Here is a 17,012-nt window from a genome sequence, read left to right as displayed (position 1 = left end):
CTACACGGAGGTAGATGATTGGATGCTATCCCAGCCATACAAGGGTATTACTAAATAATCAAAGCAAATAATGGCGAGCCTATTACCATAGCAATCCCGGCAAAAATCATCGTTAAACTCGCAATGACTCCTTCCTCACTGCCAATTTCTCGGGCTTTAGCCGTCCCTGCCCCATGGGACGCCGCCCCTAAGGCAATGCCTTTGGCTAACGTGGTACGAATACCTATATAGCGAAAAACGGGCTCACAGATCACCATCCCCACAATGCCCGTCATTAATACCAACATAGCGGTAAGGTCTGGGATACCCCCAAAACTCACCGTAGCCTGCATAGCAAAGGGCGTCGACACAGAGCGCGACAACATACTATTTGCCAACTCAGGCGGCATAGGGAAAATATGCACAAGCACCCAAGAGGATAACATGCCCATCATTAACCCAGTAATCACCCCAATGGTCAACGTTAAGGGATAACGTTTAATGATCGACCTTTGTTGATAAATCGGTACCGCAAAGGCGATCGTCGCAGGCCCTAACATCATCACCAAAAAATGGGTGTACAAAAAATAATCGTCTAATGGAATACCCACTAAAAGCACAAAACCAATAATTGCCAGTGGTGCCAGTAAAATAGGCGCAAGGAAAAATATCTTTTTGCGGCGATAGGCCCATTTTGTCAGATAGTAAAACCCAATAGTGGCCACAAAACTGAGGCAGGCTAACAGCGTATCAGACATGGTTTTGCCCCCCTATACCATTCTTTTTATTTTCCCGATGACTGGCCCGTGCGAGACGTCGGTCATTTATGCCTTTCTCAAGGGTATACAACCGATCTACCACCCAAGCCGTCACGACCAATGCAGATAAGGTACCCAACACAACGGTACCAGCAATCATCCAACCATCATCACGGATAAACACCTGATATTTCAAAATAGACACCACAGGTGGGATAAAAAACAGCAGCAGCTCACCCAAGAGCCAAGAAGAACCCGCTTGTATAGCCCGCTCTGGAACAACATGGGTTAGCAGTAACAACACTAATATACCTAACCCCAGTACACTGCCGGGAATATGCCAATGCAAGAGCGCAACCGCTTGATTGCAAAGCCATAACAAGCCACACAATGCCATCAACTGCATTAAACAATAAAAAAACACATGTTTTTTCAGGTACATAGAATGGAAAAAAGAACTGGGCAGTGTTCGCATGATATCTCTGGTTTACACCTATAAAAGCATCGAAGAAGCGTAGAGTATAAGTCCGCCAAAAACATAGTTATAATGAATGTTAAATATCTAATTGATAACTGTTAGTTAAGTAGTTACAAATAGACCTTTCTAAATCATTAATAAAGGCATAACACAGTGGATCTTAGAGTGTTGCGTTATCTGGTTGCCATTGTCGATGGCGGCAGTTTTGGCAAAGCCGCAGATCAGGTACATATCTCCCAACCGGCGTTGAGTAAAGCCATACAGCAATTAGAAGAAGAGCTCAGCGCGACCTTATTAGAACGGGGCAAACGCGGTACCGCCATCCGTCTGACGCCAGCAGGGAAGGTGGTGTATCAACACGCCCAGAGCCTGATTGAGGGCCGCCAAAAAATGATTCAAGAGCTGAAGGCACTCAAACGTTTGGAGCGAGGACATCTAAAAATCGGCCTATCGCCACTGGGCAGTGCCGAGCTATTTGCCCCCATCATCGCCAAATTTCGCGCCCGACATCCACAAATCGAAATAGAACTATTAGAGCGAGGTGGGGCAGAACAAGAAGCCGCATTACGAAATGGTGATATTGAACTGGCCACCAGCTTGATTCCTGACGATGAAGACCTCGCTTGGCTCACCATCCATGATGATCCACTAAGAATTGTGTTACCCAATGGTCACCCATTAGCGCAACAAGCCAAAGTGAATTTGCGCGATTTAGCTGGCAGTGCTTTAGTCACCTTTGAGGCCTCTTTCATACTCAATAAGTTGATTCATCAAGCCTGTCTTAGTGCGGGGTTCGAACCAACGGAAGTCACCTACGTCAGCCAACCGGATTTCGGCCTCGCTCTAGTCGCGGCTGGAACGGGAGTGATGCTATTGCCAGAACTGATTGCCGAACGCCATCTCACCCCAGGAACGATTATAAAACCTTTGGATAATAAGGATTTACGCTGGCAGCTTTCCGTCATTTGGCGTAAGGAGGCGATACTGTCTTTTGCGGGACAAGCCATGTTGGAGTTAATCAAAGAGCGTTTTCCTGCAGCCTAAAATCGCCTATGTAATCTGTAAAAAAGTAGCACGTTTTACTGCATAGAATATCAACATTTGTTGAAGCGTCGTAACATTCATAGAGTGGGTATGTCGATGTTGTATAGTAACGCTATCGTCGCCGGAAACGGCAGCCCATGCCTATCTTTTTTTTGATTTCTACAATGAAATACTGCTTATAATTGCAGCTTTGCAATTATCTCAATAGTAAGCCTATTTCTTAGTTAATCGGCTTTGAGCAAAGCCATCCAACGATAGCTCACAAAATATACTCAGCAAAGCACCTCTACCCTAAGGCTTAGGCAGTTAGAGGAGGTCTCAAAATGTGCATATAAATTTACAATATTTGTAAACATGACACCCTTGTGTGTCATGTTTTGTTACTTTATATTAGAATTCTAAATACCCCGCTAAATGGAATAACATGCTTAAAAAGGATGATGTCAATGCCTGATCCATTTATAAACCAACGCCCTCAAGATGTTATTGCACGTCAAAGATTCAAATCTCGCTTGGAAAAAGGCTTCAAAGAAAATCAATGTCATGTTTATGTGCTCACGAAAGAAGAGTTCACCTGCCTTTGGCTTGAAACTCAGAAGTTCTATAATAAGACAGAAGCGCAAATCAAAGAGGAACTATCCAATTTAACTGGCTTAGAGGCGACAGATTTTATCTTATCCTCGGCTGGGAATTATGGTTCAATTATTAAAGATACGCCTGCTTTTCTAGCACTTGTCAATGATTTTAAACGATCTGGTAATATTTTAGGTAGGTACGATATTATCATTCGAAATGGCTGGCAATATGTTTCCTTTAAGGGGAATCCTAGACTAAGAAATATTATCACTCGAAGCCGATATCTTTTAACTCATACTAAAATCATCAATATGGGAATAGGAATACAAGGCCTGAAAAGTGGCGCTGTAGGCGGTTTTTATATCGGTGTATTGTTCTCCACTACGCTTGATACAATAAATTGGATATTTAAAGATAACTATCGTTGGACAAATTGGCTTGGTACAGTCAGCACTGATATTGTTAAAGCCGCAATAGGTGCTGCTGCAACTGCCCTAGCTATTGCCTTTGCTGCAGTTCTTTTTCCTTCTGTGGTTATAGGGTTTATTGCTGGCGTAGTAGTAGGATTATACGTTGGTTTTAAATTGAATGAGTTTGATAAAATTCATCATATGACAGATAAGGTAATTAATGCTTTAAACTATGTCGAAAAAAGGGCTCCATTATTAGAAGATAAGCTTTATAAAGTTGCTTTTAATTCGGCTGGAGAAGCTGTTGGTTTTTTTAATATTGGCATAGATAAAGTAGGGAAGTTTTATAATAATTCTGTTAGCCAAGGTCTTATATTTTGAAAGGTTCGCTTAGTAAGATAGACTCAAAAGAGTTATGGATTGTAGTTGCTTTTTTTGTGATGACTGTTGTTTTTACATGGTCTCCGATTGATACCTTTAATGAAGTTTTCCAAACTGAACTATACCCTTATAGTAAGTATCCTGTTGTGGTTCATACTCTTGGCCAGGTGATATTAATACCTGGATTTTTTCTGATGTGGGCTATGGCAATAGGAGGAATTAATAAAGTTTTTTTAACATTATTTGGAAAAAATGTTTTCAAAATTTTAAAGGGGAAATTAAATTTACTTATTGTTGCTATGCTTATTGTCAGTATTGCTGTGATAGTTTTAGATACAATTTTATGGCCAATTGCGGCTAAAGCGAATGGTTATTCTCCTTGCCCATATGATACTTTATTATTCGGTTCAAAGATCTCAACGGCTTGGTCAAAAAAAGAAGCCTATTGTTATGACACAGGTGTCAAATCTAGACTATCGACTGGCACTTTTGAACAGGTTGTAGAAGTAGCCAAGTATCTAGACAGTAAAAAACTGGATAAAAATAAATAATAGCACCTGTTGAAAATAGTAAGCCTATTTCTTAGTTAATCGGTGTTGAGCAAGGCCATCCAGCAATTGGAAGAAGAACTTAGCTCGATCTTATTAGAATGGGGCAAGCATGGTACCACGATCCGTCTCAAGCCAGCGGCAAGGTCGTGTACCAATACGCCCAGAGCCTGTTTGAAGGTCGCCAAAACATGATTCAAGAGCTGAGATCACTCAAACGCTTAGAGCGTGACCATCTAAAAATTGGCCCATCACGCCTCTCGATAATAGGGAAGAAAACGCCATATTTAGCGCACACAATATCAACAAAAAGTCGCTTGCTGCGATACTTATCTAGGTCTATATTGCGAACATCCTGACGATATTCTTATCGCCTTTTCTCGCCTCTATGAAGCGCTATTCCGTGTGAGGAATTTCATCGCAATGACAACAGACTCCAGTAGACCTGTGGCGCCATTTGGCACCTTGTTAGGTATGGCCCCTGGCAATGTGCCCATTTACTCATCCGATTACGACTCCGCCGATGAAACAGAACTGCCCAACCGGCACGCCTACCGCAGTTATGTGGATGGTATTTTTATGGGCTACAAGTGGCAGTGTGTAGAGTTTGCTCGCCGATGGCTGTATCTCAATAAGGGCTATATTTTTGACGATGTGGCCATGGCCTATGATATTTTTCGTCTCAACTCAGTGCGCCTAATTGCCGATGAAAGCCGCTTGCCGTTGAAATCATTTCGCAATGGTTCTTTACGCCACCCTGAGGAAGGGGCCTTGCTCATTTGGAATGAAGGGGGTGAGTTTGAAATCACGGGGCACGTGGCGATTGTCACCAAGGTATTAGCGGATCGCCTTTACGTCGTCGAGCAAAACGTAGGGCACCAAGTTTGGCCCGAAGGCCAAGACTATTCCCGTGAACTGGAAGCGCGTATTAGTGACGACGGCGGCTATTGGCTACGTTGCTCCTACGGTGACGCTTCGATTCTCGGCTGGGTCATGCAAACCGACGACGATACACACGCCGAGGTCATTGAACCAATCGACCCTGCACTGTTCAATTTGCAATTACGTCACGTTAAGAAAACAGGCCAAGAAACACGTGCTTGGTTGAATATTGCCAACCCAAGCGAAGAAGCCTATGTGGCGATGATGAAAGGTCATAAACTCGCTTCACGCAAGGAAGATGATCACCAATACATGGTGATGAGCGAAGCCGCTGAACGTGAATTGAAACGCGCGACGAATGAGCTACACGCCTTATTTATGCACGCCACGGATTATGTTTTACAAAACGATGAGCTACTGTCTAGCTTCAATATTCCACCGGCATTATGGCCCAAAATACACCAGTCTTGGGACAACCGTCGCAACCAAATGATTACCGGGCGCTTTGATTTTAGCTTGTCAGAAAAAGGCATCAAAGTTTACGAGTACAACTGTGACTCTGCTTCTTGTTATATGGAAGCGGGTATTATTCAAGAAAAATGGGCCAAACATTATGGTTGCCAAGACGGTGAAAGCTCAGCAACAGAACTGGGGGATGAATTATTAGAGGCGTGGAAAAACAGTTCGGTAAAAGGCGTGATTCACATCATGCAAGATACAGACTTAGAAGAGAACTACCACGCCCTCTTTATGAAAAACGTCATGGAGAAAGCCGGACTAACGTGCAAAGTCATCAAAGGCGTCGGCAGTTTACGCTGGGATGAAGACGGCGACGTGGTCGACCAAGATGGCACCAAAATCCGCTGGGTATGGAAAACCTGGGCATGGGAAACCGCACTGGATCAAATTCGTGCCGAGTGCGACGACGATGAACAACGCCTGCGTGATTACCAAACCGATATCCCCCGCAGTACAGCACCTCGTTTAGTGGATGTATTATTGCGTAAGGATGTGATGGTCTACGAGCCACTTTGGACACTGATTCCAAGTAATAAAGCCATTTTACCTGTGTTATGGACGCTATTTCCTAACCATCCCTATCTATTGGAAGCGTCTTTTGACTTAAGCGATTCGTTAAAAAATCATGGTTATGTGAGCAAACCGGTTGCTGGACGCTGTGGTTTTAACATCAGCTTATACGATGGAAGCGATACCTTGATGGAAGAAACCGAAGGGCGTTTCTCCCATCAAGATCAAATCTTTCAGGCCCTATGGAAGCTACCGGATATCGAAGGTTACCGTTCGCAAGTCTGTACTTTCTCCGTGGCAGGACACTATGCGGGCAGCTGTATCCGAGTCGATCCCAGCTTGGTCATCACCAAAGACAGTGATTTAATGACCTTACGGGTCATTGAAAACGACGACCTCATGGATAAAAAATAATCCTCAGCACCAATACCCCAATGTGGTATTGGTGCTTCATGTGCAACATTGAAGGGAACATTGTGGCCACTCAGCCTCGTATTGCCTTAATCCACGCCCTAGAAGAATCCATTGCGCCAGCCCGTGAGATCTTTGCTCAAGAGTGGCCGGAAGCCTTTTGTTTTGACCTACTCGATACTTCCCTTGCCATAGATTTAGCAGAGGCGGGAACACTTGATGACAACATGATGCAACGTTTTAGTGACCTGGCAGACTACGCCGCTCGAACCACTGGCAAAGCAGATAAAACCGATGCCATTTTATTTACTTGCTCAGCCTTTGGCCCAGCCATCGATGCAGTGAAAGGTCAGTTATCCATTCCTGTATTACGTCCCAATGAATCGGCTTTTGCCGAGGCCATTGCCATGGGCAGTCGTATCGGTTTAATGGTGACCTTTGGGCCGTCATTACCCGCATTAAAAGCTGAATTGGAAGCCATGGCCGCAGAACAAGGCAAAGCCATCAGCATTTATCCAATACTCGTCGAAGGCGCGTTAGCGGCGCTAAAAAATGGCGATGCAAACACCCACAACCGCCTAGTGGCGGAAGCTTGCTCCCAACTGCCCGATATCGACGTGCTGGTATTAGGTCAATTTTCTCTAGCGAAAGCCGCCCCAAGTCTCCGCGAGCAACTCACCCTTCCTGTATTAACTACGCCACAAAGCGCCGTCAATGCATTGCGAGCACGGACTTATCCAATAATCCGCTAACCACGAACAAAATTTTTATCGCAAGAAAAACAGGGTAGTAGCTCTACCCTCACTCATAAGAATAAATTCATCTAAAATTGGGGCCTTCACAAGTTTTTAGTAATAAAAACAGCCTATTGATAAACATACTGCTTCTCACACTGATCACACCCATTGCTACACTGCACCTTTATGGATCATCTGAATTACGCGCCATCTCCTTTATTCAGCAATAGGCTGATTGAACAGAGCCAGGAAAATGGCTTTACAGCACTGAAAAAGTGCATTAAATACGCAAAAAACTTGTCTTCTCTGAAAGTTTGTCTTTTTTAGCGTTGCCCTAAACGCAACAAAAGGAAAATTAAAAGCAACAAAAAAGATGCTTCTATCACTAAGTTCCAATAAGTCACCAAATAAAAAATCACGGGAGCAATGACAATGAAAACTCAATCCACAGCAATAGGTTTACTATTGAATTGGCGATTACATTTGATCGTTATTATTGTATCTGTGTTATCAGAATGGATCGGTATCCAAAGTATCCCGGTCGCCAATGCAAAGTTGCTTTTTTTACCTTTGTTCTACTCTTTTATTCTTTGCCTTTTTGTAAACCCAAACATCACCAAGTTCTCTAACAAAATCATCAATAAAAAAAATGCATCGATTGCCGCGCCAATTATTGTAATTGCCATTCTGCCCTTTATCGCTAAATTCGGAACTTTGATTGGTCCAGCCCTACCGAAAATAGCACAAGCGGGAAGCGCGATGGTGTTTCAGGAGTTAGGCAACCTAGGCACCATGCTGATTGCAATGCCCATTGCCGTTCTCGTCTTCAAAATGCGACGAGAAGCAATTGGCGCCACTTACTCAATTGCCAGAGAGCCAAACATTGCATTGATTTCTGATCGCTATGGATTAAAGAGCAGTGAGGGAATTGGTGTCATGGGAGTCTATGTGATGGGCACCATGTTCGGCACCATTTACTTTGCCATTCTAGCCGGATTCCTTGCGACAACGGGCTGGTTTGATCCAAGAGCACTTGCCATGGCTTGTGGTGTCGGCAGTGGCAGTATGACCGCAGCTTGCTCTGGCTCTTTAGCAACAGCCTTCCCCACTATGAAAGATGAACTGCTTGCCTTTGCTGGCGCCAGTAATCTATTGACCAATGCCACAGGACTGTACGTGGCCATATTTATCGCTTTGCCTTTCTCTGAATGGTTCTACAAGAAACTCTCTGGTGAAGCCACTAGCAAAATGAATAAAGGAGCAAACTAAGATGAATGCAAACATTGAAAACAGCATCGAAGCAAAAGTAGAAGAAGTGCATTTAAGTTTTAGAGAAAGTCTTGTCGTCTTAGCGGTTGTATCCATCGTCTGTTTGGCAAGTAATTGGGCTGGCACTGGTATCAATCCAATCAAAGCCTTACCAGCCATGTTAATTATTTATGGGATGATATTTGTCGGTCTCTTACTCACGAAGTATGTCCGCATCGGCTTTCCGGCTGTGGCATGGGTCTCCTTAATAAGCGTGCTGTTGACGATTCCAGTGTCACCCGTTTCTGCCGCCATTCTCTCTGAGCTGAAGAACTTAAATTTCCTTTCTATCGTGACGCCGGTGTTGGCTTATGCCGCCATGGCCATTACCAAAATGGAAGTGGATTTATTCAAACGTTCTGGTTTTAAAATTGCGGTAATTTCCATTCTTGTTTTCACAGGAACTTACGTTGGCTCTGCCTTAGTAGCAAACGCTCTACTTTAAACTATCGGTTAATAACTCAGTGTATTGTGTTGCCTTAAACGCAACACAATACACGCAACCGATGTATTTTCAATTTTTTTCAGAGTGCCATTATGACCAAGGCATTTATAACAGGTATCCAAAATATGACAAACACTATAGGCGTTATTGGGCTGGGTAACATGGGCCGCAATATGGCAGCCACCTTAGTCAAAAAATCCTTTACCGTGATCGGTTTCGATTTATCAGAAACAGCGTGCAAACAAGCGGCTGAACAAGGGGTAATAGCAGCAACTCATCTGTCTACTCTCACAGAACAGTGCAACATTATCATTTTGTCTTTACCCAAAGCAGAGCATGTAGAAGCGGTTTGCCTAGGTGATAACGGACTGATTCATGTCGTTTCGCCTAGAACTACCATTATCGATACCACCACCTCAGTACCAGAAACCAGCCGTATGGTGGCCGCCGAATTTTCCAAACAAAACATCGCGTTTCTTGATGCGCCCGTTTCCGGTGGACCAGCAGGCGCGGCGACTGGCACCATGAGTATGGTGATCGGTGGCGAGATGGAAGCCTACAAACAGGTTTTGCCTGTCCTAGAGGCCATGAGCAGTGTTCGCGTACATGTGGGGGATGTGGGCGCAGGTAATATTGCCAAAATCGCCAACAACATGTTAGCGGCGGCGCATTTGATTACCACAGCAGAAGCTCTGACTCTCGCCGAAAAGGCGGGAGTCGACCCTGAAAAAGTTCTTGAAGCTATCAATGCTGGCTCTGGACGTAGCGGTGCCAGCCAAGCCATGTTCCCAACCTGGGTAATGACGAAGGCCTACGATTCAGGCTTCACCATGGGGTTGATGCGCAAAGATGTCGGACTAGCAAAAACACTCGCACAAAGCCTTAACTTAACCCTCCCAATGGCTATGCAAACTGCTGCGTTATGGGAGGATAGCGCTCAAAAGCTCGCCGACAGTGATGATTTTTGTTGTATCGCACAATGTACGAACCCACTATTATTTGGCAAAGAGGACGAGGTATGAAAACGATATTTGACACTATCATCAAACGTTATTGGAACGACGCCCACACCATACCCAGTTTCGTAGCGGGCGAATTTATTCTAGGCTCAGGTGAAAATATTGTCATTCGTCAGGCTCACGACGGCAGCGAATTGTTCCGTTACCCCGATGCCGATGACAGCATCATCATGCAAGCAAACAACGCAGCCAAAGTAGCAGGTAAGGCTTGGTGGAATATGAGCGCTCAAGCTCGTGGACAAATCATGTATCGTATTGGTATGAAAATCCGCGAACAATTAGACGACTTAGCCATCATCGAATCCTACGCTGCCAATAAGCCCATTCGTGATGCCAAAGTCGAAGTGCTAAAAGTCGCGGAGATGTTCGAGTACTACGCAGGCTGGGCCGATAAATTACACGGCGAGGTCATCCCTGTCCCAACCTCACACCTTAACTATGTGAAATACGAGCCACTTGGAACAGTATTACAAATTACACCATGGAACGCCCCTATTTTTACAGCAGGCTGGCAGTTGGCGCCAGCGATTGCTGCTGGTAATGCGGTGATTCTAAAACCCTCTGAGTTAACACCGATTTCATCCTTATTATTGGGTGCTTTAGCGCACGAAGCAGGAACTCCAAAAGGCTTAATCAACGTTATTGCAGGTTATGGTCACACAGCAGGACAAGTGGCTATCAAGCAGGCCGACATTCGCAAAGTGGTCTTTGTAGGCTCTCCTGCAACAGGCAAACGCATTGCCGTTTCCGCTGCCGAGCGCGGTATTCCCTGTGTCTTAGAATTAGGTGGAAAGTCCGCTAATATTGTCTTTGAGGATGCGGATTTAGACCTTGCTATACGTGGCGCGCAAGCGGCTATTTTTTCTGGTGCAGGCCAAAGCTGTGTTTCTGGATCACGCTTATTAGTTCAAGAAAGTATTTATGACCGTTTCTGCGAGGCCGTGGCGCAAGCCGCAAAACATTTTGTGATTGGCAACCCTCATGATGAAACAACGCAGATAGGTCCAATCCATAATGCCAAACAATATAACCATGTGACGACTATGCTGGATAACGCCGTCAAAGAAGGCGCGACTATCATACAGAATGGTTTACCTAGCGTACCGCAAAGCGATGGCTATTATGTTAATCCGACAGTACTGAAAGGCCAAAATCACATGATGTGTGCCCAAGAAGAAATATTTGGCCCTGTGGTTGTCGCCATTCCATTTAAAGATGAAGACGATGCCATTGCCATTGCAAACGACAGTCGCTTCGGCTTAGCGGGTGCCGTGTGGACAAGAGATGTGGGGCGCGCTCACCGTATAGCCGACCAAGTAAAAGCGGGCACTTTCTGGATTAATAGCTACAAAACCATCAACGTCGCGTCACCATTTGGAGGCTACGGCGAAAGTGGCTACGGCCGTTCTTCTGGCTTAGACGCTCTACGAGAGTACAGTGAAGTAAAAAGTGTGTGGGTGGAAACCGCACGTACACCTGCAGCGAACTTTGGCTATGGCGCAAATTTGGAGTAACGGATGATAGACATGAAACAAGTGGTGGCCGACGCAACGAAATGGCGTAAAACATTCCACCAGCACCCAGAGCTTGGCTATACCGAGCATCAAACGGCGCAAAAAGTCGCCTCTTTACTAACTGAGTTTGGCCTAGAGGTTCATACTGGTATTGGCATAACCGGCGTTGTGGGTACTTTAACAAATGGTGAGGGCCCAACCATCGGCCTACGCGCTGACATGGATGCTCTACCAATTCAAGAGTTAGGTAGTCCAGCATATAAGTCCCAACAAAATGGCTGTATGCACGCCTGTGGACACGATGGACATACTGCCATGTTACTGGGTGCAGCTCGTTATCTAGCCCAATATAAACCCTTTGCAGGTACCGTACACTTTGTTTTTCAGCCCGCTGAAGAGAACTTAGGCGGGGCCCAGAAGATGATAGACGATGGGCTGTTTAAGCGTTTTCCGATGGAGGCAATTTATGGTTTACACAACTGGCCAGGATTACCAGCCGGCGATATTGCCGTGAACGAAGGGGCGATGATGGCCTCTCTCGATACCTTTGAGATAACCATCACAGGTAAAGGTTCCCATGCGGCGATGCCTCACATGGGCGTGGATCCAATTGTTGCCGCAGCAGATTTAGTCTTACGTTTGCAAAATATCATTTCACGTCATATTTCGCCCTTAGAATCGGCGGTGGTCAGTATCACCATGTTCAATAGTGGGGAAGCTATCAATGTTTTGCCAGAGTCCGCTACATTAAAAGGCACAGTTCGTTGCCTAAATAAACAGGTACGAGAGCAAGTGGAACAACTGATTGCGCAGTACGTAGACAGTGCTGATCAGGCACCTGGTATCCGAGCGGAATTGTCTTTTACTCATGGTTATCCGGTAACGACCAATCACTCTAAAAATGCCGTCATCATTGCCGACTTAGCCCAACAACGTCGTGGCGAGGCGCGCACCCACATCAATATTCAGCCCTCCATGGCCTCCGAGGACTTTGCTTTTATGCTCGACCATTGTCCCGGTGCGTACTTCTGGCTGGGCGTGGATGAAGGCGAATCCGTTGCACTGCATAACCCTTATTATGACTTTAATGACAAGGTGATTGAAGTAGCGATCCAATTCTGGTGTGAATTGGTTAAACAACAATTACCTGTTACGTCATTGTGACTTTCTGAGGTCATTGCGAGCGTTGAGTCTTCCCTCCCACAGCGCTCATTTTTGGCGGCGGGCTATGCCTGCTACCTTTTTTATTTTACTGTCTGAAAGATGGGAAAAGTCAGGAAAGTAAGACACTATGAAAGAAATCAATCAAAAGCGGTTAGCCTATTTTTATGAGGCTGTCGCCTTAGGAACCATCCGAGCGGCGGCGGATAAACTTGATGTTGCGCCCTCTGCCGTTAGCCGACAGATAGCACAACTGGAAGAAGAGCTCGCCTGCATTTTGATTGAACGCCACCGCAAAGGCGTACGTACCACCGAAGCAGGCAAGCTTTTATTACATTATTACCGCGAGTCCATCTCCAATGAAGAAGTGTGCTTATCTGAGCTGCAAGCACTTAGGGGATTGAAATCCGGCCATATTGCACTTGCCATAGGAGAAGGCTTTATTGGCGACATCATGTCAATAGCCTTACCTCAATTTCAGGCTCTCTATCCTGATATCACCTTATCGCTGCATATTGCAGGGTCCAATGAGCTGATTCGACGCGTACAAGAAGATGAAGCACACATTGGGGTGCTATTTCACCCACCTCACAATCAGAAGCTACGTTCCCATGAAATATCATCCCACCCTCTGTGCGCGATTGTGCCTCCGAGTCATCCTTTGGTTCACCTCAACCGCCCCATTGAATTAGAGGAAATACTTCCCTATCCCATTGCTCTACAAGAAGCCGAGTTTGGCGTCAGACAATTGATTGCGGTCGCTGAATTTAAGCATCGGGTCCGGCTCTCACCCTCCATCACGGTGAACTCATTCTCCCTGCTAAAAGAGTATGTTCGTTCGAACATGGGTATTACCATTTTACCGGAGTTTGTCGTCAGAAGAGAGTTAGAGGATGGTCATGTCATTTCACTCCCCATCATCGATCCTATTTTGTGTTCTGGCGAGGTACATCTTGTGACACGCTTAGGACGACAGCTAACAGAAGCCCCCTTAGCACTGTTAAAACACCTGCAAGCTTGGATTCGTGATTTTCATCTTTGAGCAACAACGCAAGTCCGCTCCCGTTTCACGCCCCCTCCTATTAAGACAGACCATTTTTATTTAACACTTGACTCGTTTGGAGTAGCCCCTTACATTTGAAAAAATAAATATAACACATGTAATATTTTCTATGATTGCAAGAATGGTTCATCAAACCGAGGAAACTCGGGACAAAATCATCCATGTCGCAGAAGCACTTTTTATTGCCAACGGCTTTGCTGATACACAAATGAAGGACATCGCCAGTGCCATTGGTATGAGCCGCAATACGCTCTATCGCTATTACCAAGATAAATACGATTTAGGTTTCGCCATTTTGGTCGTGGTGCTGAAACGTAAAGCGGTCGTTTACGACAAAATCATGGATCAAATCGAGGCGGGCCACTACGCCAGTATACTGGATGGGCTCCAGGTCTTGATGAAAGCCTACTGCGACATTCAATACCAGGACGATGACCGTTTTATCGCCGAATTTGATGGCTACTACGCAGGCTCACGCATCCCTTCAGAGTTTCGAGCGAAACTCGCACAACGCTTACCCAATACTATCAACCACCGTCTTACCAATATCGTGTTATTGGGCCAAAAAGATAGCTCTATCCGCGTGGATATTCCTGCCAATCAATTAGCCATCACCCTATTAAACGCCATACCCACTTTCTTCCGTCGCATGTTGCTGCGTCATGATGCCCTAATGGAAGCCGATAATGACACGATCCCCTTGCTAACCCCTGTGCTCATTCAACTGTTACTCGATGGAATGAGGCCAGTGCCTACCCCCTAAAAATCAAGCTAAATAAGGATGGATACGATGAGTGAAATAAAAATAACAGAACTCTTAGCCGAATTGACCTTGGAAGAAAAAGCCACTTTATGCACAGGAAAAGACTTCTGGCATTTACATGGTGTTGAGCGGCTAAATCTGCCTTCTATTATGGTGACGGATGGCCCACATGGCCTACGCAAACAAGCAGGAAAAGGCGATCATGTCGGCTTAAACGCCGCCGTTAAAGCGACCTGTTTCCCAACGGCTTCAGGGCTAGCGGCATCTTGGAACCTCCCATTAATTGAGCAAATGGGCATGGCCTTAGGCAAAGAGTGCCGCGCCGAAAACGTCTCGGCGCTACTCGGCCCTGGCACCAATATCAAACGCAATCCGCTAGGGGGACGTAACTTCGAATACTTCTCAGAAGACCCTTTTCTCGCAGGTGAACTCTCCAGCGCTTGGATCAAGGGTGTACAGAGTCAGGAAGTCGGCACCAGCCTCAAACATTTTGCGGTCAATAATCACGAACATTGCCGCATGACAGTGGATGCCGTCGTCGATCAACGCACACTTCGCGAAATCTATCTACCAGCCTTCGAAAAAGCCGTCAAAAACACTCAGCCTTGGAGCATTATGTGCTCCTACAACAAGGTCAATGGCACCTACGCCTCTGAACACAAGCAATTGCTCGACGATATATTAGTCAATGAGTGGGGCTTTGAAGGCATTGTTGTCACCGACTGGGGGGCCAATAACGATAGAGTGGAAGGCATTAAAAATGGTCAACACCTAGAAATGCCCAGCTCTGGTCAGTTAAATACGCAAAAAATCATTGCCGCCGTTAACAACGGCACCTTATCCATGGAAGCATTGGATCGCTCCGTTGGCCGTGTTTTAGAGTTGATCATAAAATCTCGTGATGCCTTGCAAAGTGACCCAGTTCAGGTGGATTTACAGGATCACCACCAACTGGCCAGTACCATCGCTCAAGAAACCTGTGTACTGTTAAAAAATGACGGTTTATTGCCTGTCACAACGGGAAAAAAAGTCGCCGTCATTGGGGCGTTGGCAAATAATACCCGTTACCAAGGCGCTGGCAGTTCTAAGATCAATCCGTTCACATTAGAACAACCTCTGGACGAAATCAAAAAGCAGTTTGGTGCCGAGAATGTCAGCTATACCCTAGGCTATCACCTAAACGATGCGCATGACGCCAATGAAATCAGCAAGGCCGTGACTCTTGCCGAGCAAGCGGATGTGGTTTTGTTATTTGCGGGGTTAACACCTAAATACGAATCTGAAGGCTTTGACCGTCAGCATCTCAATCTGCCACAAGTTCAGCTGGATCTCATCCACGCCCTCGGTGAGCAATTAGCGAAAACCGTGGTCATCCTACAAAATGGCGCGCCAGTCTTACTGCCCTTCGCCAACCAAACAGCCGCAATTCTAGAGGCCTATTTAGGTGGACAAGCGGGTGCCTCCGCTGTTGCTAAGGTCCTATCGGGTAAGGTCAACCCAAGTGGCAAATTAGCCGAAACCTTCCCGGCCCATTTAGATGATGTGCCAAGCCAGCCTTACTTTCCAGGTACCTCCAAGCAGGTGCAGTATCGTGAAGCCATTTGGGTAGGTTACCGTTACTTTGATACCAGCAATACGCCTGTACTGTTCCCATTTGGTCATGGTTTATCCTACACCACCTTCGACTACAGCAACCTACAGATGAAAGGTGGCGCTCAAACCATTTCTTTAGGTGAAAATGACACCCTCACACTCGCGGTGACCATTACCAACACTGGCAAGCGCGCAGGAGCAGAAGTTGTGCAGTGTTACGTTGGTCAGACCTCGCCTTCCCAGCCTCGTCCAGCAAAAGAGCTCAAAGCTTTTAGTAAGGTGTTTCTTGAAGCCGGAGAAAGCAAAGAAATTGAACTGGCATTGGATTATCGAGCTTTCGCCTATTGGCACACAGAAAACCCGGCTTGGGTGGCAGAAAGTGGTGAGTATCTCATTCAGATTGGTGCCTCCGTCGCAGATATTCGCCAAACAGCTACTCTCACCTTGGACACGGGCATACCTCGCCAAGCCACCAATGAGGCATTATCGACTTACTTTGAGCCCGCTAAACGAGACTTCCACGATGTGGCGTTCAGTGCATTGCTTGGTTATGACATTCCCACAGCAACCCCTCTCATCCCCTATACCCTGAATTCCACCTTGGGAGACATTGCTGAAACGACCTTAGGCAAACCTTACTTCGAAACCATGATCGATACGTTTACCAATATGATGGGCGGAGATAAAAACGACTCGGCGGCTGAAGCCGATCGTTTGATGGCTGCAGCCATGGTTAATGATATGCCACTGCGCAATCTGCCTATTTTTAATGCGGCCCACTATAGCGAGCAAGAGATTCTTAACCTAGTCAGTTGTCTCAATAATCAGAGTGAAGCGTAACTTAAAAGTAACAAAAAAACTGTAACCACGGATGGCAAGCGAATCAAACCAAGAGAACCTTGATCAACATTGT

General features: G+C 45.7%; 15 protein-coding genes. 13 read left to right on the top strand and 2 right to left on the bottom strand.

Features of this window, described 5'->3' with window-relative positions:
- Window positions 1-50 precede the first annotated feature (50 nt).
- Both MSP8886_RS02015 and MSP8886_RS02010 read right to left on the bottom strand, forming a co-directional pair.
- The gene (locus MSP8886_RS02015; RefSeq protein ID WP_067012169.1) at window positions 51-737 is read right to left on the bottom strand and encodes an LrgB family protein; all 687 of its coding nucleotides are present in this window, start codon (window positions 735-737) and stop codon (window positions 51-53) included.
- A complete protein-coding gene (locus MSP8886_RS02010) occupies window positions 730-1,212 on the bottom strand; it encodes a CidA/LrgA family protein (protein ID WP_083200719.1) in 483 nt (160 codons plus the stop codon). Before MSP8886_RS02010 ends, MSP8886_RS02015 begins: the two co-directional genes overlap by 8 nt.
- Before the next feature lie 156 nt (window positions 1,213-1,368).
- Here MSP8886_RS02010 and MSP8886_RS02005 point away from each other — a divergent pair, with 156 nt between their 5' ends.
- The 13 genes from MSP8886_RS02005 to MSP8886_RS01945 all read left to right on the top strand — a co-directional run bounded on the left by MSP8886_RS02005 (window position 1,369) and on the right by MSP8886_RS01945 (window position 16,939).
- On the top strand, window positions 1,369-2,259 hold the full coding sequence (locus tag MSP8886_RS02005; RefSeq protein WP_067012168.1) for a LysR family transcriptional regulator: 891 nt from the start codon (window positions 1,369-1,371) through the stop codon (window positions 2,257-2,259).
- Window positions 2,260-2,705: 446 nt separating this feature from the next.
- Window positions 2,706-3,626 carry a hypothetical protein gene (locus tag MSP8886_RS02000; protein ID WP_067012166.1) on the top strand — a complete coding sequence of 307 codons (921 nt, stop codon included), beginning with the start codon at window positions 2,706-2,708 and terminating at the stop codon, window positions 3,624-3,626.
- On the top strand, window positions 3,623-4,177 hold the full coding sequence (locus tag MSP8886_RS01995) for a hypothetical protein (protein WP_067012165.1): 555 nt from the start codon (window positions 3,623-3,625) through the stop codon (window positions 4,175-4,177). Before MSP8886_RS02000 ends, MSP8886_RS01995 begins: the two co-directional genes overlap by 4 nt.
- A gap of 420 nt (window positions 4,178-4,597) precedes the next feature.
- Window positions 4,598-6,499 (top strand): bifunctional glutathionylspermidine amidase/synthase, encoded by a 1,902-nt coding sequence (gene gss / locus MSP8886_RS01990; RefSeq protein ID WP_067012163.1) that lies wholly within the window; start codon window positions 4,598-4,600, stop codon window positions 6,497-6,499.
- Between the two features lie 62 nt (window positions 6,500-6,561).
- On the top strand, window positions 6,562-7,248 hold the full coding sequence (locus MSP8886_RS01985) for an aspartate/glutamate racemase family protein (protein ID WP_067012972.1): 687 nt from the start codon (window positions 6,562-6,564) through the stop codon (window positions 7,246-7,248).
- A gap of 417 nt (window positions 7,249-7,665) precedes the next feature.
- On the top strand, window positions 7,666-8,502 hold the full coding sequence (locus tag MSP8886_RS01980) for a DUF3100 domain-containing protein (protein ID WP_067012161.1): 837 nt from the start codon (window positions 7,666-7,668) through the stop codon (window positions 8,500-8,502).
- 1 nt (window position 8,503) lies between these two features.
- Window positions 8,504-8,986: a hypothetical protein gene (locus tag MSP8886_RS01975; protein ID WP_083200717.1), complete on the top strand. Its 483-nt coding sequence runs from the start codon at window positions 8,504-8,506 to the stop codon at window positions 8,984-8,986.
- A gap of 125 nt (window positions 8,987-9,111) precedes the next feature.
- On the top strand, window positions 9,112-10,008 hold the full coding sequence (locus MSP8886_RS01970; RefSeq protein ID WP_067012968.1) for an NAD(P)-dependent oxidoreductase: 897 nt from the start codon (window positions 9,112-9,114) through the stop codon (window positions 10,006-10,008).
- Window positions 10,005-11,519 carry an aldehyde dehydrogenase family protein gene (locus MSP8886_RS01965; protein ID WP_067012159.1) on the top strand — a complete coding sequence of 505 codons (1,515 nt, stop codon included), beginning with the start codon at window positions 10,005-10,007 and terminating at the stop codon, window positions 11,517-11,519. Before MSP8886_RS01970 ends, MSP8886_RS01965 begins: the two co-directional genes overlap by 4 nt.
- A 3-nt stretch (window positions 11,520-11,522) precedes the next feature.
- On the top strand, window positions 11,523-12,683 hold the full coding sequence (locus MSP8886_RS01960; RefSeq protein ID WP_067012157.1) for a M20 aminoacylase family protein: 1,161 nt from the start codon (window positions 11,523-11,525) through the stop codon (window positions 12,681-12,683).
- A gap of 127 nt (window positions 12,684-12,810) precedes the next feature.
- Complete coding sequence (locus MSP8886_RS01955; RefSeq protein ID WP_067012155.1) at window positions 12,811-13,722, top strand: LysR family transcriptional regulator; 912 nt, start codon at window positions 12,811-12,813, stop codon at window positions 13,720-13,722.
- A 142-nt stretch (window positions 13,723-13,864) separates the two neighbouring features.
- A complete protein-coding gene (locus tag MSP8886_RS01950; protein ID WP_245659003.1) occupies window positions 13,865-14,506 on the top strand; it encodes a TetR/AcrR family transcriptional regulator in 642 nt (213 codons plus the stop codon).
- A 27-nt stretch (window positions 14,507-14,533) separates the two neighbouring features.
- Window positions 14,534-16,939 carry a glycoside hydrolase family 3 C-terminal domain-containing protein gene (locus MSP8886_RS01945; RefSeq protein WP_067012151.1) on the top strand — a complete coding sequence of 802 codons (2,406 nt, stop codon included), beginning with the start codon at window positions 14,534-14,536 and terminating at the stop codon, window positions 16,937-16,939.
- Window positions 16,940-17,012 lie beyond the last annotated feature (73 nt).

Source organism: Marinomonas spartinae (assembly GCF_900089775.1).
GTDB classification, from domain to species: Bacteria; Pseudomonadota; Gammaproteobacteria; order Pseudomonadales; family Marinomonadaceae; genus Marinomonas; species Marinomonas spartinae.
Note: the sequence above shows the minus strand (reverse complement) of the source record. Positions and strands in the feature narration are given on the sequence as shown.